Origin of the sequence: Mesorhizobium sp. WSM4887, from assembly GCF_029625865.1 — a bacterium.
GTDB lineage: Bacteria > Pseudomonadota > Alphaproteobacteria > Rhizobiales > Rhizobiaceae > Mesorhizobium.
Genome location: NZ_JARTVP010000001.1, coordinates 1,547,567 through 1,564,860 on the forward strand (window position 1 = coordinate 1,547,567; position 17,294 = coordinate 1,564,860).

The 17,294-nt window shown below is 65.1% G+C and carries 17 protein-coding genes; 4 read left to right on the forward strand and 13 right to left on the reverse strand.

From position 1 onward, the window contains the following. Positions 1-32: 32 nt before the first annotated feature. From doeB to P9230_RS07450, 10 genes are all read right to left on the reverse strand, one after another. Positions 33-1,034, reverse strand: coding sequence for a N(2)-acetyl-L-2,4-diaminobutanoate deacetylase DoeB (doeB, locus tag P9230_RS07405; protein ID WP_127215511.1), 1,002 nt, complete (start codon positions 1,032-1,034; stop codon positions 33-35). Between the two features lie 5 nt (positions 1,035-1,039). Next, entirely contained in the window at positions 1,040-2,218 is a 1,179-nt protein-coding gene (doeA, locus tag P9230_RS07410; protein WP_127241150.1) for an ectoine hydrolase DoeA, read from the reverse strand. A 37-nt stretch (positions 2,219-2,255) separates the two neighbouring features. Then, positions 2,256-3,248, reverse strand: a complete 993-nt coding sequence (locus P9230_RS07415) for a cyclodeaminase (protein WP_278118125.1) — start codon at positions 3,246-3,248, stop codon at positions 2,256-2,258. Then, positions 3,245-4,240: a hydroxyectoine utilization dehydratase EutB gene (gene eutB / locus P9230_RS07420; RefSeq protein ID WP_278118360.1), complete on the reverse strand. Its 996-nt coding sequence runs from the start codon at positions 4,238-4,240 to the stop codon at positions 3,245-3,247. The genes P9230_RS07415 and eutB overlap by 4 nt, the downstream gene beginning before the upstream one ends. A gap of 11 nt (positions 4,241-4,251) precedes the next feature. Then, complete coding sequence (eutA, locus tag P9230_RS07425; RefSeq protein WP_067327080.1) at positions 4,252-5,028, reverse strand: ectoine utilization protein EutA; 777 nt, start codon at positions 5,026-5,028, stop codon at positions 4,252-4,254. A 5-nt stretch (positions 5,029-5,033) separates the two neighbouring features. Then, positions 5,034-5,693 (reverse strand): ectoine/hydroxyectoine ABC transporter permease subunit EhuD, encoded by a 660-nt coding sequence (gene ehuD / locus P9230_RS07430; RefSeq protein ID WP_067002307.1) that lies wholly within the window; start codon positions 5,691-5,693, stop codon positions 5,034-5,036. Positions 5,694-5,709: 16 nt separating this feature from the next. Then, complete coding sequence (ehuC, locus tag P9230_RS07435; protein WP_067326184.1) at positions 5,710-6,369, reverse strand: ectoine/hydroxyectoine ABC transporter permease subunit EhuC; 660 nt, start codon at positions 6,367-6,369, stop codon at positions 5,710-5,712. 181 nt (positions 6,370-6,550) lie between these two features. Beyond that, positions 6,551-7,402 (reverse strand): ectoine/hydroxyectoine ABC transporter substrate-binding protein EhuB, encoded by an 852-nt coding sequence (gene ehuB / locus P9230_RS07440; RefSeq protein WP_067326181.1) that lies wholly within the window; start codon positions 7,400-7,402, stop codon positions 6,551-6,553. A 103-nt stretch (positions 7,403-7,505) separates the two neighbouring features. Then, a complete protein-coding gene (gene ehuA, locus P9230_RS07445; RefSeq protein ID WP_067326178.1) occupies positions 7,506-8,291 on the reverse strand; it encodes an ectoine/hydroxyectoine ABC transporter ATP-binding protein EhuA in 786 nt (261 codons plus the stop codon). Between the two features lie 136 nt (positions 8,292-8,427). Next, positions 8,428-9,813 (reverse strand): PLP-dependent aminotransferase family protein, encoded by a 1,386-nt coding sequence (locus tag P9230_RS07450; RefSeq protein WP_278118128.1) that lies wholly within the window; start codon positions 9,811-9,813, stop codon positions 8,428-8,430. Between the two features lie 84 nt (positions 9,814-9,897). Here P9230_RS07450 and P9230_RS07455 point away from each other — a divergent pair, with 84 nt between their 5' ends. From P9230_RS07455 to P9230_RS07470, 4 genes are all read left to right on the forward strand, one after another. Continuing rightward, positions 9,898-10,383, forward strand: a complete 486-nt coding sequence (locus P9230_RS07455) for an Lrp/AsnC family transcriptional regulator (protein WP_127216188.1) — start codon at positions 9,898-9,900, stop codon at positions 10,381-10,383. A gap of 129 nt (positions 10,384-10,512) precedes the next feature. Beyond that, a complete protein-coding gene (locus P9230_RS07460; RefSeq protein WP_278118130.1) occupies positions 10,513-12,006 on the forward strand; it encodes an NAD-dependent succinate-semialdehyde dehydrogenase in 1,494 nt (497 codons plus the stop codon). A 36-nt stretch (positions 12,007-12,042) separates the two neighbouring features. Continuing rightward, entirely contained in the window at positions 12,043-13,422 is a 1,380-nt protein-coding gene (locus P9230_RS07465; protein ID WP_278118132.1) for an aspartate aminotransferase family protein, read from the forward strand. A gap of 68 nt (positions 13,423-13,490) precedes the next feature. Continuing rightward, positions 13,491-14,594 carry an alcohol dehydrogenase family protein gene (locus P9230_RS07470; protein WP_095800413.1) on the forward strand — a complete coding sequence of 368 codons (1,104 nt, stop codon included), beginning with the start codon at positions 13,491-13,493 and terminating at the stop codon, positions 14,592-14,594. Between the two features lie 36 nt (positions 14,595-14,630). Here P9230_RS07470 and P9230_RS07475 read toward each other — a convergent pair whose 3' ends face one another. The 3 genes from P9230_RS07475 to P9230_RS07485 form a co-directional block, all read right to left on the reverse strand. Then, on the reverse strand, positions 14,631-15,392 hold the full coding sequence (locus P9230_RS07475; protein ID WP_278118134.1) for an SDR family NAD(P)-dependent oxidoreductase: 762 nt from the start codon (positions 15,390-15,392) through the stop codon (positions 14,631-14,633). A gap of 34 nt (positions 15,393-15,426) precedes the next feature. Then, a complete protein-coding gene (locus P9230_RS07480) occupies positions 15,427-16,197 on the reverse strand; it encodes an SDR family oxidoreductase (RefSeq protein WP_278118136.1) in 771 nt (256 codons plus the stop codon). Positions 16,198-16,329: 132 nt separating this feature from the next. After that, positions 16,330-17,163: a GNAT family N-acetyltransferase gene (locus P9230_RS07485; RefSeq protein ID WP_278118138.1), complete on the reverse strand. Its 834-nt coding sequence runs from the start codon at positions 17,161-17,163 to the stop codon at positions 16,330-16,332. Between the last annotated feature and the right edge of the window lie 131 nt (positions 17,164-17,294).

A 17,294-nucleotide genomic window follows, 5' to 3' on the forward strand; every position in this document is an offset into this window, starting at 1 on the left:
GGCGTTACGGCGTCGCTTCTACCTGGCGCGCTTCAGTCAACCTCGACGGCAAGCACCGCAACACAATCGCCGGCCTTGACCAGGCCGGGGAAATGGCGCGCGGCCAGGAGCCCTGACATCCTGGCCTTGATCTCCTGGGGCGCGGTGCCGGTGCGACCGGTCGAATGGATGCGCGCCACGACCTGGCCTTCCTCCACCTTCTCGCCGAGATCGATCATGGTCTCGATCATGCCCTCGTCCTCGGCAAACGCAAAGCAGTCCCCCGAGGGCATGTCGAGCCATTGAGTTCGATTTTTCTCGATAGCACCATCAACGATGCCGGCATGGCGAAGCACATTGAGGATGCCACGGCGAGCGATGCGCACCGTCTCGGCCCGGGCCGTGCCGCCACCGCCGAGCTCGGTAGTGACGAAGACCTTGCCCATCTGCTCGGCCGCGGTGTCATACATGCCAACGGTATCGATCTCGGTCATGCGCATCGAGAACGGAGCCGCGAAGGCCTCGACCGCGGCGAAGGCCTTTTCCTCCTGCTCCTTGTCCAGCAGCGTATGCGCGGCGCAGAACGGCACGAAGTCCAGCGTCTTTCCGCCGGAGTGGAAGTCGAACACGATGTCCGCCCGCGGCAACAATTCGCGCTGGAAATAGTCGGCGATCTTTTCCGTCACGCTACCGTCCGGCCGGCCAGGAAAGCTGCGGTTCATGTTGCCCTTGTCGATCGGCGAGGTGCGGCTGCCGGCGCGGAACGCCGGATAGTTCATCGCCGGCACGATGATGACGGTACCGGTGACATCCTTCGGGTCGAGCGTGCGGGCGAGCTCGTAGAGCGCCAGCGGGCCTTCATATTCGTCGCCGTGATTTCCCCCGGTGAGCAGCGCCGTCTGCCCCTTGCCGTTGCGGACGACGCAGATCGGAATCATCACCGACCCCCAGGCGGAATCGTCGCGGCTGTAGGGCAGGCGCAGAAAGCCGTGCTGGACACCGTCGCGCTCGAAATCGACCGTCGGCGTGATCGGCGATGGAGGCAGAGCTGACATCGGGCTCAATCCTTGACGAACAGCTTGCGCGGCACATTGGCCAGGCACTCGACGCCGGTCTCGGTGATCAGGATCGATTCGGTGATTTCAAGTCCCATTGTCTCGAGCCACAGACCCGTCATGAAATGGAAGGTCATGCCGGGCTTGAGCTCGGTGCGATCGCCGGGGCGCAGGCTCATCGTGCGCTCGCCCCAATCCGGCGGATAGGAAAGACCGATCGAGTAGCCGGTGCGGTTGTCCTTGACGATGCCGTACTTCTTCAGCACGGCGAAGAAGGCATTGGCGATGTCCTCGCAGGCATTGCCCGGCTTGGCGGCGGCAAGGCCCGCCTCCATGCCCTCGAGCGTCGCCTTCTCGGCGTCGAGGAAGGCTTGCGTCGGCTTGCCAAGGAAGACGGTGCGCGACAGCGGGCAGTGGTAGCGATTGTAGCAGCCGGCGATCTCGAAGAAGGTGCCCTCGCCCGCCTTCATCGGCTGGTCGTCCCAGGTGAGATGCGGCGCCGAGGCGTCGGCGCCCGATGGCAAGAGCGGCACGATCGCCGGATAGTCGCCGCCGATGCCCTCAACGCCGCGCGTGCCGGCATCATAGATCTCGGCGACCAGATCGCATTTGCGCATGCCGACCTCGATCTTGTCGACGATGCGCTGATGCATGGCCTCGACGATGCGGGCGGCCTTGCGCATATAGTCGATCTCGGTCGGGCTCTTCACGGCGCGCTGCCAGTTGACCAGCGCGGTGGCGTCGACGAAGCGGGCGTTGGGCAGATGCTTCTGCAGCGAGGCGAAGGCAGCCGCCGAGAACCAATAATTGTCCATCTCGACGCCGATGGTCAGCTTGTCCCAGCTGCGATCGGCAAGCACGCTGGCGAGATGGTCCATCGGGTGCCGCTCGGTCGACTGCACGTAGTGATCGGCGTAGCCAATGATGTTGTCATGCGCGAGATAGGCGGTGCGCTTGGCGCCGTTGGCATCCTGGCCGCGGCCATACCAGACCGGCTCGCCCGAAGGCGGCACGATGACCGCCTGATGCACATAGAAGGACCAGCCGTCATAGCCGGTCAGCCACGCCATGTTGGAGGGATCGCTGACGATCAGCAGATCGACCCCCTTGGCCTCCATGGCTTTCCGCGTCTTGGCCAGGCGATCGGCAAATTCGCTTCGCGAGAATTTCAGGTTCGGCTGCATTTTGTTGGTCCTCGTTTGTTGGGCCTCGCGGCCATATTCAGCTTTCGAAAATCGTTCCCGTCTTCGCCGCCCCAGCGCGGTCGCGGGCAAAGGTGGCGATCGCGGTGTCCTGCACGCCGGTGCCGGTGAGATCCGCGATGGTGATGTCGCCGGCCGATCGTCGTCCGTGCTTTTTCCCGGCGATGACCTGGCCGAGCTCAGTGACTTCCGCGTCGGCCGCCATCGCCCCTGCCTCGATGGCGTGGTGAAGCTCGCCCAAGCGCCGCGTCTGCTTCGCGCTGTCTGCGACATAGAGATCTGCCAGGCGAAGGATCGCCGGCGCGATCTCGTTCTTGTGCTCGGCATCCGAGCCCATCGCGGTGATGTGCTGGCCGGCCGAGACGAACCCGGCCTTGATCAGCGGCTCGGTCGAAGGCGTGGTGGTGACGATGATGTCGGCGCCCGCTGCCGCCCTCGCCGCATCCGGCTCGGCACGCACCATGATGCCCAGCCTCTTGCGCAAGCGGGCCGCGGTCGCCTCGGCCTTGGCCGCATCGCGCGCCCAGACGCGCGCCTCCGCGATCGGCCTGACGAGGCGCAGCGCTTCCAATTGCAGGCCGGCCTGCAAACCGGCGCCGAAGATCGCCGCTATGCTGGAGTCTTCGCGCGCCAGATGCTTGGCCGCGACCGCGCCGGCTGCGGCGGTGCGGACATCGGTCAGATAGCCATTGTCGAGCAGCAGCGCCTCGACCACACCGGTCTTGGCCGAAAGCAGCACCATCATGCCGCCGCCGCTCGGCAGGCCGAGCTTCGGATTGTCGAAGAAGCCGGAGCTTATCTTGACGGCGAAGCCATCTATGCCGGGCACGTAGGCGGACTTCACGTCGACCTCGCCGCGATGCTCGTGAATGTCGAGCCTCAAGATCGGCGGCATCGCCACCGGCATTGTCGCCAAAGCCCGAAAGGCGTTCTCGACGCAGGCGACCGCATCCAGATCGAGCGTCACGATCTTGCGCAGCTCGGTTTCGGTGAGGATGGTCATGCGGTTCATGTAGGGCGCTCCGTCAGTGCAGCGTCGCCGCAGACGATGCGGCGATGCAGGCTCATGTCGATGTTGCGGCCAGACAGGATGGCCACCACCGGTCCTTTCGCAGTGACCTTCCCAGCAAGCAGCGCGCCGATGCCGACCGCGCCCGCGCCTTCGACGATCTCGCGCTCTTCCTCATAGGCATGCCGAATGCCGGCGGCGATCTCGTCCTCGGAAAGCAGGATGACGTCGTCGAGCAGCTCACGGCACATGGCAAAGGTCAGCCGGTTATCGAGGCCGATGCCGCCGCCCAGCGAGTCCGCAAGCGTCGGCAATTCCTCGATCTGCACGGGGCGGCCGGCATCGAGGCTCGCCTTCATCGCGGCACCGCGCGACATCGAGACGCCGACGACTTTGGTGGCCGGGCTTACCCCCTTGACCGCCGCCGCAACGCCGGCTGTCAGGCCACCGCCGGAGAGCGGTACGAGCACGCTTGCTGCGTCCGGAATCTGCTCCAAGATCTCCAGCCCCAGCGTGCCTTGCCCAGCGGCGATGTCCGGATGGTCGAAGGGCGGCAGCATGACCAGCCCCTCCTCCGCAACCAGTCTGTCGACCTGCTGCTGGGCATCGTCCTGGCTGTTGCCGACGATGCGGATCTCTGCCCCGAGCCGCCGGATGGCGTCGAGCTTGTTCTCGGGCACCAGCCTCGACATGCAGATCACCGCGCGCATGCCCTCGAGCTTCGCCGCATGGGCCAGCGCGCGGCCGTGATTGCCGGTCGATGCCGCGACGACGCCGCGCGACCTTTCCTCCGGACTCAACGCGGCGATCGCGTTGGACGCGCCGCGCAGCTTGAACGCGCCGGTCGTCTGGTGATGTTCCAGCTTGAGGTGAACGGGATGTCCCGCCCGATCCGAGAGGCTTTGCGACAACACAGTCGGCGTCCGCTCGACCTTTCCGGCAATGCGTTCGCGCGCAACGCGGATATGCTGAAGCGTGACTTCCGTTTGATTCATTGGCATGCCGCTCACCGAGCCAATGGCTTCGTCATCAGCCGGCCGAACTGCGGCCGCGCCGTGTCGTCGCCGCAAAGCCGCAGGCAGTTCCAGGCGCTCGCCTGGTTGCTGGTGACGACCGGGCGGCCGATTGCCTCCTCCATGCCTGGAACGGCGAGCGCCGCGCGTAGCGCGGTGCATGAAACGAACAGCGCATCCGCCTGCGCATGCGTCGCCTTGCGCGCCAGATCGACGAGCGAGGTAGGCTCGATGCGTGCCATCTCCCGATCGTCCTCGAAGCCGAGGCAGGTGACGCTCTCGATGTCGAAGCCGTGCGCGGCGAAATAGGCGGCCATCGGCCGGCTGGTCTCGACAGTGTAAGGGGTGAGAATGCTGATCCGCTTCACGCCAAAAGCGTTGAGGCCGCGCACGCCGGCCATGGGCGGCGTGACCACGGGAACATTCGGCTTGGCCGCCTGGATCGCCTGCTCGATCTCGGCGTCGCCGATCACCACGGAAGCAGACGTGCAGGAATAGCAGACGGCATCGAGCGTCTCGTCCGGCAGGATCAGTGCCGCGCCCGCCGAAAGCGAGGGCTGCATCTTGCGCAGATTGTCCGGCGTCGTCGGATTGGCGTAGGGGATGCGCGCGACGTAGACGCCGATCCGCTCGCTCGCCACCATGCGGCGGAAGTCGACCTCGCTGGTATGATCGGTGGCCAAAGCAATCAGCCCGACGCGCTTTTCGAGCGGACGCGCATCGAGTGCGGGCCGGGTCGATGCCAGCTCGATTTCGGGCAACAGTTTCATGACTTTCATCTCTCGATCCTGCCGTAACGACGCTCCAGCCAGCGCAACAGCACGACGGAGCAGAGGCTGATGACGAGGAAGAAGGCGCCAACCAGCGTCATCGGCTCGATGTAGCGGTAATAGGTATTGGCGACGCTCTTGGCTTGGTTCATCAGCTCCAGCACGGTGATCGCCGAAAGCAGCGGCGTCTCCTTGAACATGGCGATGAAGTAGTTGGCCAAGGCCGGGATCATCGGCGGGATCGCCTGCGGCAGGATGACATGCGTCCAGGTGTGGCGGCCGTTAAGATTGCAGGCCTTGGCAGCCTCCCACTGGCCGCGCGGCACATTGTCGATGCCGGCGCGATAGACCTCGGCCGTATAGGTGCCGTAGTGCAGTCCAAGCCCGATGACGCCCGCCACCAAGGGCGGCAGCAGGATGCCGATATCGGGCAGGACGTAGAAGATGAAATAGAGCTGCACCAGAAGCGGCGTGCCGCGGATGAATTCGGCGAACCAGCCGACGCTGCGCGACACCGTGCGGTTAGGCGAGCGCCGCGCCAGCGCGATCGCCAGACCGACGATCCCGGCCAGGATCGAGCCGAGCACGGTCGCCAGGATCGTGATCTTCACCCCCTGGATCAGGGTCGGCATGATCTCCCAGACAAAGTTCCAATCCCATTCCATTAGCGGGCCCATTCCATCAGACACGCACTCCGTCGAGACCGCGCGCCATGCGGCGCTCCAGCGAGCGCACGCCCCAGGAGATGATCAGCGCGAGCGCGAAATAGATGACGAGAACGGAGACGAAGGGCATCAGCGTGCTGCCGGTCTGCGAGCGAACCACCTGCGCCTGGAAGGTGAGATCGGCAAGCGAGATCAGCGATACGACCGAGGTCGCCTTGAGCAGCTCGATCGCGTTGTTGCCGAAGGTTGGCAGCATGATGAGCAGCGCCTGCGGCAGGATGACGTAGCGCATGCCTTGCCAGCGGCCGAGATTAAGCGCGGTGCAGGCCTCATATTGCTCACGGCCGATCGACAGGATGGCGCCGCGCACAACTTCCGCCGCATAGGCCCCGACATTGAGCCCCAGCGCCAGCACGCCGGCCTGCAAAGGCGTCAGCGACAGACCGGCGAAGGGCAGCACGAAATAGGCCCAGAACAGCTGCACGAAGATCGAGGTGCCGCGGAAGAACTCGATATAGGTCGTGGCAATCGCGCGCACGATGAAGAAGCGCGACACACGTCCCATGCCGGCGAGAAAGGCCATGACGAGCGCGAGCACCGACCCCATCAGCGTCAGCTCGATGGTGACAAGCGCTCCCTGCAATATCAGGCCGAGATAGCCGGACCACTGGGTCATTGAGTTTCAAATTTTCCTAACGTTTGCAGTCGTTGCGAGAGGCTGCGACAGCCTTGTCCCCGCCCACGGGAGAAGATGCCGTCAGGCAGATGAGGGGCAGCGCTGACCTTGAAATGCTGGCGCGCCGCCCCTCATCCGGCTCTTCGAGTGACCTTCTCGCCGCAAGCGGGAAGAAGGGAGATTACTTCGCCGCGCAGAGCTTCTCGCGCGTCGTCGACATCGCCGCCTTGGCCGAGAAGCCGTAGGGCTCTATGATCTTGGCGAACTCGCCGGACTTCTTCATCTTGGCGAGCTCGACGTCATAGGCATCGCGCAGCGCCTCGTCGCCCTTCTTGAAGGCGGCGCCGTCGCAATAGACCGGCGCGCCCTGCACCGGCGCGATCACTTCGAGATTCGGATCATTGGCCTTCTTGATGAGGTCGTTGATCGACAGAACGGGCAGCGAATAGGCATCGATGCGGCCGTCCTGCACCATCTTCAGGCCGCTCTGGCCGTCCGGCACGACGATGACGCGGTCGCGCGGCACGCCGGCATTGAGCGCCAGCTTCTCCTCGGTGCCGCCGCCCGGCGCGCCGATAGTGGCCGACGTGTCCTTGGCGACGTCCTCATAGCTCTTGAAACCCTTCGGGTTGCCCTTCTTCACCAGCATCGCTTCCGCATCGCACAGCACCGGCTCGGAATAGGCGACCGCCGCGCAGCGCTCAGGCTTCATGAACAGGCCGGCGGTGACGACGTCGAAGCGGCCGGCCTGCAGGCCGGGGATCATGGCGCCGTATTCAGAGATGGAGGCGACGATATCGTTGACGCCGAGGCGCTTGAAGATCTCGCGCGCTACGTCGGGTGCAGCGCCCGAGACCTTGCCGTCCGCGGCGACCGCCGTGTAGGGCGGCTCGTTGGCAATGGCGACGCGGGCAAAGCCCTGCTGCTTGAGCTGCTCGAGCTTTGCGTCGTCTGCCGAACGCGCGCCGGAGGCGAGCAGCATGGTGCTTACGGCGAGACCGGCGACGCCAGCCAGGATGCCAAGTTTCTTCATCGTTCCCAACTCCTTGTTTCTCTTCTTGGTTCGCTCGGTTCGGATGGCGTCCTTGCCACCCGTTTCTGGCTTTCGGGACGGCTTCGCCGCCCTGGCATGACGGTCAGACGCGATGTCCGGCCGCGATGATCTTCTTCAGGAAGCCCTGCGTGCGTTCCTGCTTGGGATGGCGGAAAATCTCATCGGGCTTGCCTTCCTCGACGATCCTGCCGCGATCGAAGAACAGCACGCGATCGGCGAAGTCGTGGGCAAAGCCCATCTCATGAGTGACGAGCAACATCGTCATGTCGGTTTCGGCGGCGAGCTTGCGCATGACATTGAGCACCTCCTCGACCAGCTCGGGGTCGAGCGCCGAGGTGACCTCGTCGAACAGCATGATCTTTGGCGACAGCGCCAGCGCGCGGGCGATCGCGACGCGCTGCTTCTGGCCGCCGGAAAGCTGTGCCGGCATGCTCTTCGCCTTATCGGCGAGGCCCACCATGTCGAGCAGTTCCATCGCCCGTTTTTCGGCGGCGGCTCGCGCCACGCCCTTGGTCAGCATCGGCGCCAGCGTGACATTGTCCATGACGCATTTGTGCGGGAAAAGATTGAAGAGTTGGAAGACCATGCCGATCTTCTGGCGCATCTTGGCCAGGTGCCGCTCGTCGGCCGGCACTAGCTGGCCGTTGCGCTCCATGTGATAGAGCTGCTCGCCGTCGATCTGGATATGGCCGCCGTCGATCTTTTCCAGCGTCATCAGGATGCGCAGGATCGTCGTCTTGCCCGATCCGGATGGGCCGATCAGCGCCAGCTTCTCGCCTGGCATGACCTGCATCGACAGGCCGTCCAGCACCTTGAAGGCGCCGAAGCTCTTCGAAATGGCGTCGACCTTGATGATGGGCGCGGGCAATCCATTTCCCCGTTCTGAAGCGGCCTATGCTCCTAACGATGCGAAACGCGCTAAATCATGTCAATTAGGAAAATAATATCATGACAATTTTTCGAGCGCTGCACAATTTCAGGGCAATTGGCGATCCGCTTTTGCATCAGATGGCGAGCAGAAGATGCTCCGGATCGCCCAGCAGGAGCTTGGCGACAACGCTCAAGCCCGAGCGCAGTTCCCCTTCGGTGGTCGAGCCGAGCGAGATGCGCACGGCCGGATGCCACGGCGTGTCGGCGATGCGGAACGACGTGCCCGGCGCGATCGCCACGCCGCGCAGGCGCGCCTGCGCAACGAAGCTTTCCTCGGCGCGGTCGCCCGGCAATTCGAGCCACAGATGCAACCCGTCGCGATGGGAGCGATAGTCGACGCCGGCCAGCATTTCGGCTGCGATTTCCTGCCGGCGTCTCAGCGCCCCGCGTTGCCAGTTGACCAACTCAAAAGCCGTGCCGTCGTTCACCCACCGGGTCGCGATTTCCGCCACCATCGGCGTCGCCATCCAGTTCGAGACGAGATGGCGATTGGCGACCGCCGCAACATAGCGGTCGGGCACCGCGAGATAGCCGATGCGTAGGCCGGGCACGGTGATCTTGGTGAAGGAGGTGACGTAGAGCGTCCGCTCGGGCGCGAAGGCGGCAACCGCCGGAGGCCGGCCTTCGACGAGCGGCCCGAGCACGTCGTTCTCGATGATGGCGATGTCATGTTTGCGCGCGACCGCGGCGATCTGCTCGCGCCGGCTGGCGTCCATCAAGCTCGCCGTCGGGTTGATAACCGAAGGCTGGACGAAAACGGCGCGAATGTCGGAGAGACGGCAGGCCTCGTCCAACGCTTCCGGGATCAGGCCGTTGTCGTCGATCGGCAGGCCTTCGAGATTGAAGCCGAGGTAGCGGGCGAGCGGCACCAGCGTGTGGTGGCCGATCGCCTCGGTGGCGACCGTCGAGCCGGGCGGTGCGACGCTCATCAGCGCTACCGTCATGCCGGCGGTGGCGCCGTTGGTGAGGCTGATGTTCTGCGGTGAGGCGTCGAGGCCGCAGAGCTTCAGCCATTCGACCGCCACCGTGCGATGACGCGGGAACACCATGTTCGGCCGGAACGACAGCGCCGAACTCGACGGCAGGTTCTCGGCCAGCCACCCCAACGCCTGCTTCAGCTTCTCCAGATGCATCGGCTCGCAGACCGGCTTCAGGATCGAGAGGTCGATGACCTCGCCCAACCGTTCCGGGAGGTAGGGCGGCTCCGGCTCGCGGCGCTGCGTCTGCACGAAGCTGCCGCGCCCGACCTCGCCGGCAATCAGACCGCGGCGGATCAGTTCCTCATAGGCGCGGCTGACCGTCTGGACCGAAAGTTTCAGGTCGTCGGCAAGCCGCCGGTGCGTCGGCAGTCGCGCGCCATTGGCGAGCTTTCCGTCATGGATGGCGCGCGCGAACTGATCGGCCAGCGAGAGGTAGGCCGGGCGGCGGATGAGCGCAGGATCTGGCTGCCATAATGTCATGACTTTATTAGAGATCGAAATCAGTGCAATTGACAATCGAAATAATGCATCGTCATGGTGTCCGGAACAAAAACTGGAGCCGGCATGGCGGCAGCAAAACTCGATCCGATCGACCTCAAGATCCTTGACGCCATCCAGCGCGACGGGCGCATCACCAAGCTGGCGCTGGCCGAGAAGGTCGGCCTGTCGCCGACGCCTTGCTGGATGCGGCTGCGCAAGCTGGAGAAGGCCGGCATTGTCTCCGGCTACCACGCCGCAATCACCATGCGCGCGATCGCGCCGGTGGCGACCGTGCTGATGGAGGTGACACTGGCCAGCCACCGGCAGGCCGATTTCGACCGTTTCGAGCGGGTCATCCGCGACGTACCCGAGATCGTCGCCTGCTGGTCGGTCGGCGGCGGCGTCGACTATGTGCTGAAAGTGATGGCGCGGGACATCGACGCCTATCAGCGGCTGGTCGACGCCCTGCTGGAACGCGAGATCGGCATCGACCGCTACTTCACCTACATCGTCACCAAGACGGTGAAGGAGGAGTCCGTGGTGCCTGTCGCCGACCTGTTGCCAGGCTGAAGCCGGAGAGATCGTCTGGCCCGGCGGGCCATGGGAGACAATCTCTCTCCTGGCGGCTGCCGAAAAAGCTTCTCTGTCTCGGTCGCGCGGCTAATCTCTCCGCATCGCCTTGGCACCGGGAGACAAACGATGTCCGCGCATTTTGCACGCCCACACCGCCACGAAGCACTGGATCGTCTCGCCGATCGCCGGCTGCTGCGCGATCTCGGCTATATCGGGGGCCATTGGACCGCCGGCGACTCGGCTGCGAGCTTCGCAGTCACCGATCCGGCCACCGGCGCCACAGTCGCCTTCGTTGCCGCCCTCGGCGCAAGCCAAACGGCGGAGGCTGTCGACGCGGCAGCGCGTGCCCTGCCGGCCTGGCGCTCCGCGCTGCCGCAGGAGCGCTCCGGAATCTTGCGAAAATGGTTCGAGCTGATCGTCGCCGCCAAGGACGACCTGGCGCTGCTGATGACGCTTGAACAGGGCAAGCCGCTAAAGGAATCGCTGGGCGAGATAGACTACGCCGCCTCCTTCGTCGAGTGGTATGCCGAGGAAGCAAAGCGCCTCAATGCCGAAAGCGTCACCAGCCATTTGCCGAATGCTCAGATGACCGTTCGCCGCGAGCCGCTCGGCGTCGTCGGCGTCGTCACCCCATGGAACTTTCCGTCGGCCATGCTCACCCGCAAGGCCGCTGCGGCGCTTGCCGCCGGCTGCACCGTGGTGGCGCATCCGTCCTCGGAAACGCCGCTTTCGGCGCTGGCGCTGGCCGAGCTCGGCGAGCGTGCCGGCCTGCCCGCCGGCGTCTTCAACGTTGTCACCGGGGATGCGCGCACCATCGTCGGCGCGATGTGCGCTGACGCCCGGGTGCGCGCCATGAGCTTCACCGGTTCGACCGACGTCGGCCGGCTGATTGCCGCGCAGAGCGCGCCGACGATGAAGCGACTGGTCATGGAGCTCGGCGGCCATGCGCCGCTGATCGTCTTCGGTGATGCCGATATCGAAAAGGCGGTGACGATCGCCCTCGACGCCAAATTCGCCACCTCCGGCCAGGATTGTCTTGCCGCCAACCGCATCTATGTGCAGCGCCAGATCTATGACCGCTTCTGCGCCGCCCTCGCCCGTCGCATCGAGCGTCTGCGCACCGGCAACGGGCTTTCACCCGACGCCGATATCGGCCCGCTGATGCATGAGCGCGCCGTCAAGAAGGTGGAGGAGCAGGTCGCAGACGCGCTGGCTCGCGGCGCGCGCTGCCTCATCGGCGGCAAGCGCCATGCGGCCGGGCCGCTGTTCTATCAGCCAACGCTGCTCGTCGATGTGCCGGACGAGGCGCTGATCATGCATGAGGAAACCTTCGGCCCGGTCGCCGCCGTCACCCCGTTCGACGAGGAAGCGGAAGTCGTCGCCCGCGCCAATGCTACCGAATATGGCCTTGTCGCCTATGTCGTGACCGAGAACGGCGCGCGCCAGGCGCGCATGGGTCGCGCGCTTGAATACGGTATGGTCGCGCTCAACCGGGTGAAGATCACCGGCGCGCCGATCCCGTTCGGCGGAGTCAAGCAGTCCGGCATCGGCCGCGAAGGCTCGCGCCATGGCCTCGAAGCCTTCACCGATCTGAAATACCTTTGTCTGGACGTCGCCTAGCGCACGCCGGAAGAATTCCCTGCAAGGAGAAAAAAGATGCTCGAACAGTCCAACGAACTTTCGGCCTGGGATCGCGACCACTTCTTCCATCCCTCGACGCATATGGGCACGCATGCGCGGGGCGAGTCCCCGGCACGCATCATGGCCGGCGGCGAAGGCGTCACCGTCTGGGACAACACCGGCAAGAAGAGCATCGATGCCTTTGCCGGCCTCTATTGCGTCAATGTCGGCTATGGCCGCCACAAGATCGCCGATGCCATTGCCGATCAGGCCAAGAACCTCGCTTATTATCACGCCTATGTCGGGCACGGCACCGAGGCCTCGATTACGCTCGCCAAGATGATCATCGACCGCGCGCCGAAGGGCATGTCGAGGGTCTATTTCGGCCTCTCCGGCTCCGACGCCAACGAGACCAACATCAAGCTGATCTGGTATTACAACAACGTTCTCGGTCGGCCGGAGAAGAAGAAGATCATCTCGCGCTGGCGCGGCTACCACGGCTCCGGCGTCATGACAGGATCGCTGACCGGGCTCGAGCTGTTCCACAACGCCTTCGACCTGCCGCGCGCGCCGATCATGCACACCGAGGCCCCCTATTATTTCCGCCGCGCCGACCGCTCGATGAGCGAGGAGCAGTTTTCGCAATATTGCGCCGACAAGCTCGAGGAGATGATCCTTGCCGAGGGCCCGGACACCGTCGCGGCCTTTATCGGCGAGCCGATCCTCGGCACCGGCGGCATCGTGCCGCCGCCCGCCGGCTATTGGGAAAAGATCCAGGCAGTGCTGAACAAATACGACGTGCTGCTTGTCGCCGACGAGGTGGTGACCGGCTTCGGCCGTCTCGGCACCATGTTCGGCTCCGACCATTACGGCATCAAGCCGGACCTGATCACCATCGCGAAGGGCCTGACGTCTGCCTATGCGCCGCTTTCCGGCGTCATCGTCTCCGACAAGGTCTGGCAGGTGCTGGTCAGGGGTTCCGACAAGCTGGGCTCGCTGGGCCACGGCTGGACCTATTCGGCGCATCCCATCTGCGTCGCCGCGGGCGTCGCCAATCTCGAACTGATCGACGAGATGGATCTGGTGAGGAATGCCGGCGAGACCGGCGCTTATTTCCGCGCCGAGCTAACCAAGGCCGTCGGCGACCACAGAAACGTCGGCGAGGTCCGCGGCGACGGCATGCTGGCTGCGGTCGAGTTCGTCAGGGATCGCGACGATCGCGTCTTCTTCGATCCGGCGCTCAAAGTGGGCCCGCAGATCGCCACGGCGCTCGCGGCAAGCGGCGTCATCGCCCGCGCCATGCCGCAGGGCGACATCCTCGGCTTCGCGCCGCCGCTTTGCCTGACGCGCGAGGAGGCCGACACCATCGTCGCCAAGACCGCCGACGCCGTGAACAGCGTGTTTGCCAGCCTCTGAGGCAATCCAAGAAAGGTGTGAAACGGTTTTCCGTGGGGAATTGCGCGAAGGCAAAGGAACAGATTGACATGAATGCCATGACCAGAACCGTCCCGGCCACGATGGCCGCCGTGCAGCTCACCGGCCACGGCGGCCTGGAAAAACTCGTCTACCGCACCGATGTGAAGGTGCCGTCGCCGGCTGCCGGCGAGGTGCTGGTCAAGGTCAGCGCCTGCGGCATGAACAACACCGACGTGTGGGTGCGCCAGGGCGCCTATGGCACGGAAGAAGATGCGGCCGCGGTATCGACCTGGCGCCGGCAAGGCAACACGCTGACCTTTCCTCGCATCCAGGGCACCGATACGGTCGGCACCATCGTCGCCGTCGGTGACGGCGTACCCGCCGAGCGCATCGGCGAACGCGTCATGGTCGACTTCTCCATCTACAACCGTGACGACGATTCGCTTGCCGACATCGACTATATGGGCCACGGCCGTGACGGCGGCTATGCCGAATACCAGGCGCTGCCGGCCGAGAACGCGCATGTCGTCAATACCGATTTGAGCGATGTCGAGCTCGCCACCTTCTGCTGCGCCTATCTCACCGGCGAGCAGATGCTGGAACGTGCAGGCTTGAAGGCCGGCGAACGGGTGCTGGTCACCGGCGCCTCCGGCGGTGTCGGCTCCGGCATCGTGCAGCTGGCGCGGGCGCGGGGCGCCATTCCCTATGCCGTGGTCGGCAAGGGCAAGGAGCAAGCGGTGCTCGACATCGGCGCCGAGAAAGTGATCACGCGCGGCGTGGCCGACCTGCCTGCCGCCGTCAACGAAGCGACCGCTGGCCAACCCATCGACGTGGTCGCCGATCTTGTCGGCGGCGCCATCTTCAATGATCTGCTGCGCATCCTGCGGCCCGAGGGACGCTACACCACCGCAGGCGCCATCGCTGGGCCGGTGGTGCAGCTGGACCTGCGCACCATGTATCTGAAGCAGCTTCAGCTGCACGGATCGAGCCAGGGCACCAGGGCCGATTTCCGCCGCATCGTGCGCTACATCGAGGAGAAGAAAATCCGCCCGCTGGTCGGCGGCGTCTACAAGCTGTCGGACTTCCACCGCGCCCAGACCGACTTCATGGCCAAGGACTTCGTCGGCAAGCTGGTGGTGGTGCCGGACGCGATTGCCGACACGAACAAGTAACGGCCGATGGCGGCGGCCGACGGTTGACCTTCGCGGTCAGCCCTTGCGCTCCTGAAGGATGTTGCCGCCATCCATGACGAGGACGGCCCCGTTGACATAGCTGGCGCCGTCGGACGCCAGGAACAGCACAGCCGCAGCGACCTCCTCCGGAGTGCCGGCGCGTCCAAGCGGCGTGTTTTGCGCCGCGACGAGCTCTTCCGGCGTCGAGGCGCCCGTCGCGATCCAGCCCGGCGCCACGGCGTTGACGGTGACGCCGCTGCGGCCGACCTCCAGCGCAAGCGCATGCGTCAGCCCGACCATGCCTGCCTTGGCGGCGGAATAAGCGGCCTCGCCTTCGTTGGAGACGTAAGGGCCGGTGACCGAGGCCATGTTCACCACGCGTCCATGACCGCGCTCTACCATGCCGGCCAGAAATGCGCGTGTGGCAAGGAATGTGGTCTTCAGGCTGACATCGATGCCGCGGTCCCAGTCGCGCTCGCTGAGATCGAGAAATCGCCGCTGCAGCGCCGGCTGAGCGACCGTTCCCATCCCGGCATTGTTGACGAGGATATCGATCTCGCCGACCTCCGAGCAGAGCCGCTCGACATCCGCTGCACGCGTCAGATCGGCCACCACCGCACGAACGTCGAGCCCCTCCGCCCGCAGCTCTTCAGCGCGCTGCTCGACGCGATGCGACGAGGCGGTGATCGCGACCGCAAGCCCGGCGTCGCCGAGTGCGCGCGCCACCGCGACGCCGATGCCGTCGGCGGCGCCCGCGCCGGTCACCAGCGCCGTGCGGGATTTGCGAAACGTGGTCATGAGCCCTCCAAGGCGATGACGCCAATGCCGCGAGTCAGTATCCGGCGCTGATGCCGAAATCGATCGAAAGCGCGGCCCCGGTGATCGGCGCCGCGCCGGGCTGGCAAAGATAATGGATGAAGGAGGCGATCTCTTCCACGCCGATGAACCGTGCTCTTTCCCCTTGCGGGTAGTGCCCAAGGAGCCGGCGCTTGTAGCCGTCCGGGTCATCTCCGCCATAGGTCCTTGCCTGATACTCGATCATCGGCGTCGCCGTGTCGCCAGGACAGACGGCGTTGACCCTGATGCCGTGCCGCGCAAGCTCCAGGGCGAGAGCCTTGGTCAGCATCACCAGCCCGCCTTTGGAGGCGCAATAGACCGCCGCGCCGCTGTTGCCGACGATGCCCGCGTCGGAGGCGATATTGATGATAACGCCCTGCGCCGCCGACAGGTGCGGAATGGCGGCCGAGATCAGGAAGAAGGCGCCTTTGAGATTGACATCCAGCACCAGGTCCCATTGCTCTTCGCGGACCTCGCTTGCCGCTCCCTCGAGCCAGACGCCGGCGGCGTTGACGAGAATGTCCAGGCCGCCTCCCCACTCGCGGGCCTTGTCCACAACCTCCCGGCAGGCGGCGACGGAACGGATATCGAGCGGCAGACCGATCGCGTTCGTACCGGTCGCGGCAATCCTTGACACGGCCTCGTCGAGTTTCGCGCCGGGAAGGTCGGCGAGCACGATCCGCTCACCGTCAGCCGCAAGGCGCAGTCCCGTCGCAAGACCCATTCCCCCGGCGCCGCCCGCGATCAGGACGGTTCTTGCAGCCATTCGATAACCTCCGCTGTGCGATGAGCGTTGCGGCGAGACACAGTCCGGCATCCGAACCACGTCGGAGAGACATCTCGCATGCGCCACGCCGGACAAACAATGATCACAGCACCGAAGCCATTCGCTTCGCGATCACCCCAGCTCCAGCGTCGTGATGCCGAAAACCTTCGACGGCACATTGCCTGGTTTGCCGCCCCGATACATGCGGGTCGTCGTGAATCCGGGGACCATGCCGACAGCCTGAAGCACGGCGGTGAAGCCGATCTGGGTGGCCGGCACGTCGATATGCAGCGCCTCGCCTGCCGTCCTTTCCGTCAGTTCCGCCATCAAAGCCAGGGCTGTCTCCATGTCGTCCGCGAACAGCGGACCGATCTTGAAACCTTCGCGGCATCGGCGCGCCACGCCGTAGCCGGCAAGGCCGGTCGAGCCAGTGGACATCATCGCGATCCGGGGCGGCCGCAGCCATGCCCGCAGGAAGGCCTCCCGAGGCGCCGGGAAGCACTGGCGGTCATAGGCCAGGATCTCGGCTGTCTCGGCGGCGGCAACGGACCGGATTTCCCGACCCCCGGTCAGTCGGGCCGGACGACCAGTGAAGCGGACGGTCTCATAAGCCGGCACGAAGCCTTTGTGTTGGTAGTTGGCGCGCTGCTCGGCTACGCCGTCGAGGCCGACAATGCGGTCGCCGAGCCGAGCCATGCCGGCATCCCAGACCGCCTTGCCATGGCCTTCACCGCGCCGATCGGGCCGGCAGATATAGAGGCCGATGAAACCGAACTCCGCGCCATAGGCGACGGCCGAGATGCCGGCCACCATCTCGCCGGTGACGAAGGCGCCGATGAACCCTTCAGGATCGGCAGCCCTGAGCGCGGCGGCATCGTCGATGCCCGGATTCCATCCCTCCCTCGCCGCCCACTCGACGAGCGTTTCGACCTCGCTGGCGGTCAGCGTCCGGATCGTTCTCGGCATGGCTTCACTCGGCGGCGGCTTAGAGGCAACGGATTTCAAGCCTCCAGGATAGGTCGCCGCCAGCAGGTTGCAAAGACCGGTTTTGGACGTTGCCGACCTGTCCACTCACGAAGCCCAAGCGTCGATGCTCC

Bases quoted from the DNA above. Each gene is read 5' to 3' on its own strand.
- doeB (WP_127215511.1), bottom strand. From the start codon at position 1,034: ATGTCAGCTCTGCCTCCATCGCCGATCACGCCGACGGTCGATTTCGAG.
- doeA (WP_127241150.1), bottom strand. From the start codon at position 2,218: ATGCAGCCGAACCTGAAATTCTCGCGAAGCGAATTTGCCGATCGCCTG.
- P9230_RS07415 (WP_278118125.1), bottom strand. From the start codon at position 3,248: ATGAACCGCATGACCATCCTCACCGAAACCGAGCTGCGCAAGATCGTG.
- eutB (WP_278118360.1), bottom strand. From the start codon at position 4,240: ATGAATCAAACGGAAGTCACGCTTCAGCATATCCGCGTTGCGCGCGAA.
- eutA (WP_067327080.1), bottom strand. From the start codon at position 5,028: ATGAAACTGTTGCCCGAAATCGAGCTGGCATCGACCCGGCCCGCACTC.
- ehuD (WP_067002307.1), bottom strand. From the start codon at position 5,693: ATGGAATGGGATTGGAACTTTGTCTGGGAGATCATGCCGACCCTGATC.
- ehuC (WP_067326184.1), bottom strand. From the start codon at position 6,369: ATGACCCAGTGGTCCGGCTATCTCGGCCTGATATTGCAGGGAGCGCTT.
- ehuB (WP_067326181.1), bottom strand. From the start codon at position 7,402: ATGAAGAAACTTGGCATCCTGGCTGGCGTCGCCGGTCTCGCCGTAAGC.
- P9230_RS07450 (WP_278118128.1), bottom strand. From the start codon at position 9,813: ATGACATTATGGCAGCCAGATCCTGCGCTCATCCGCCGCCCGGCCTAC.
- P9230_RS07455 (WP_127216188.1), top strand. From the start codon at position 9,898: ATGGCGGCAGCAAAACTCGATCCGATCGACCTCAAGATCCTTGACGCC.
- P9230_RS07460 (WP_278118130.1), top strand. From the start codon at position 10,513: ATGTCCGCGCATTTTGCACGCCCACACCGCCACGAAGCACTGGATCGT.
- P9230_RS07465 (WP_278118132.1), top strand. From the start codon at position 12,043: ATGCTCGAACAGTCCAACGAACTTTCGGCCTGGGATCGCGACCACTTC.
- P9230_RS07470 (WP_095800413.1), top strand. From the start codon at position 13,491: ATGAATGCCATGACCAGAACCGTCCCGGCCACGATGGCCGCCGTGCAG.
- P9230_RS07475 (WP_278118134.1), bottom strand. From the start codon at position 15,392: ATGACCACGTTTCGCAAATCCCGCACGGCGCTGGTGACCGGCGCGGGC.
- P9230_RS07480 (WP_278118136.1), bottom strand. From the start codon at position 16,197: ATGGCTGCAAGAACCGTCCTGATCGCGGGCGGCGCCGGGGGAATGGGT.
- P9230_RS07485 (WP_278118138.1), bottom strand. From the start codon at position 17,163: ATGCCGAGAACGATCCGGACGCTGACCGCCAGCGAGGTCGAAACGCTC.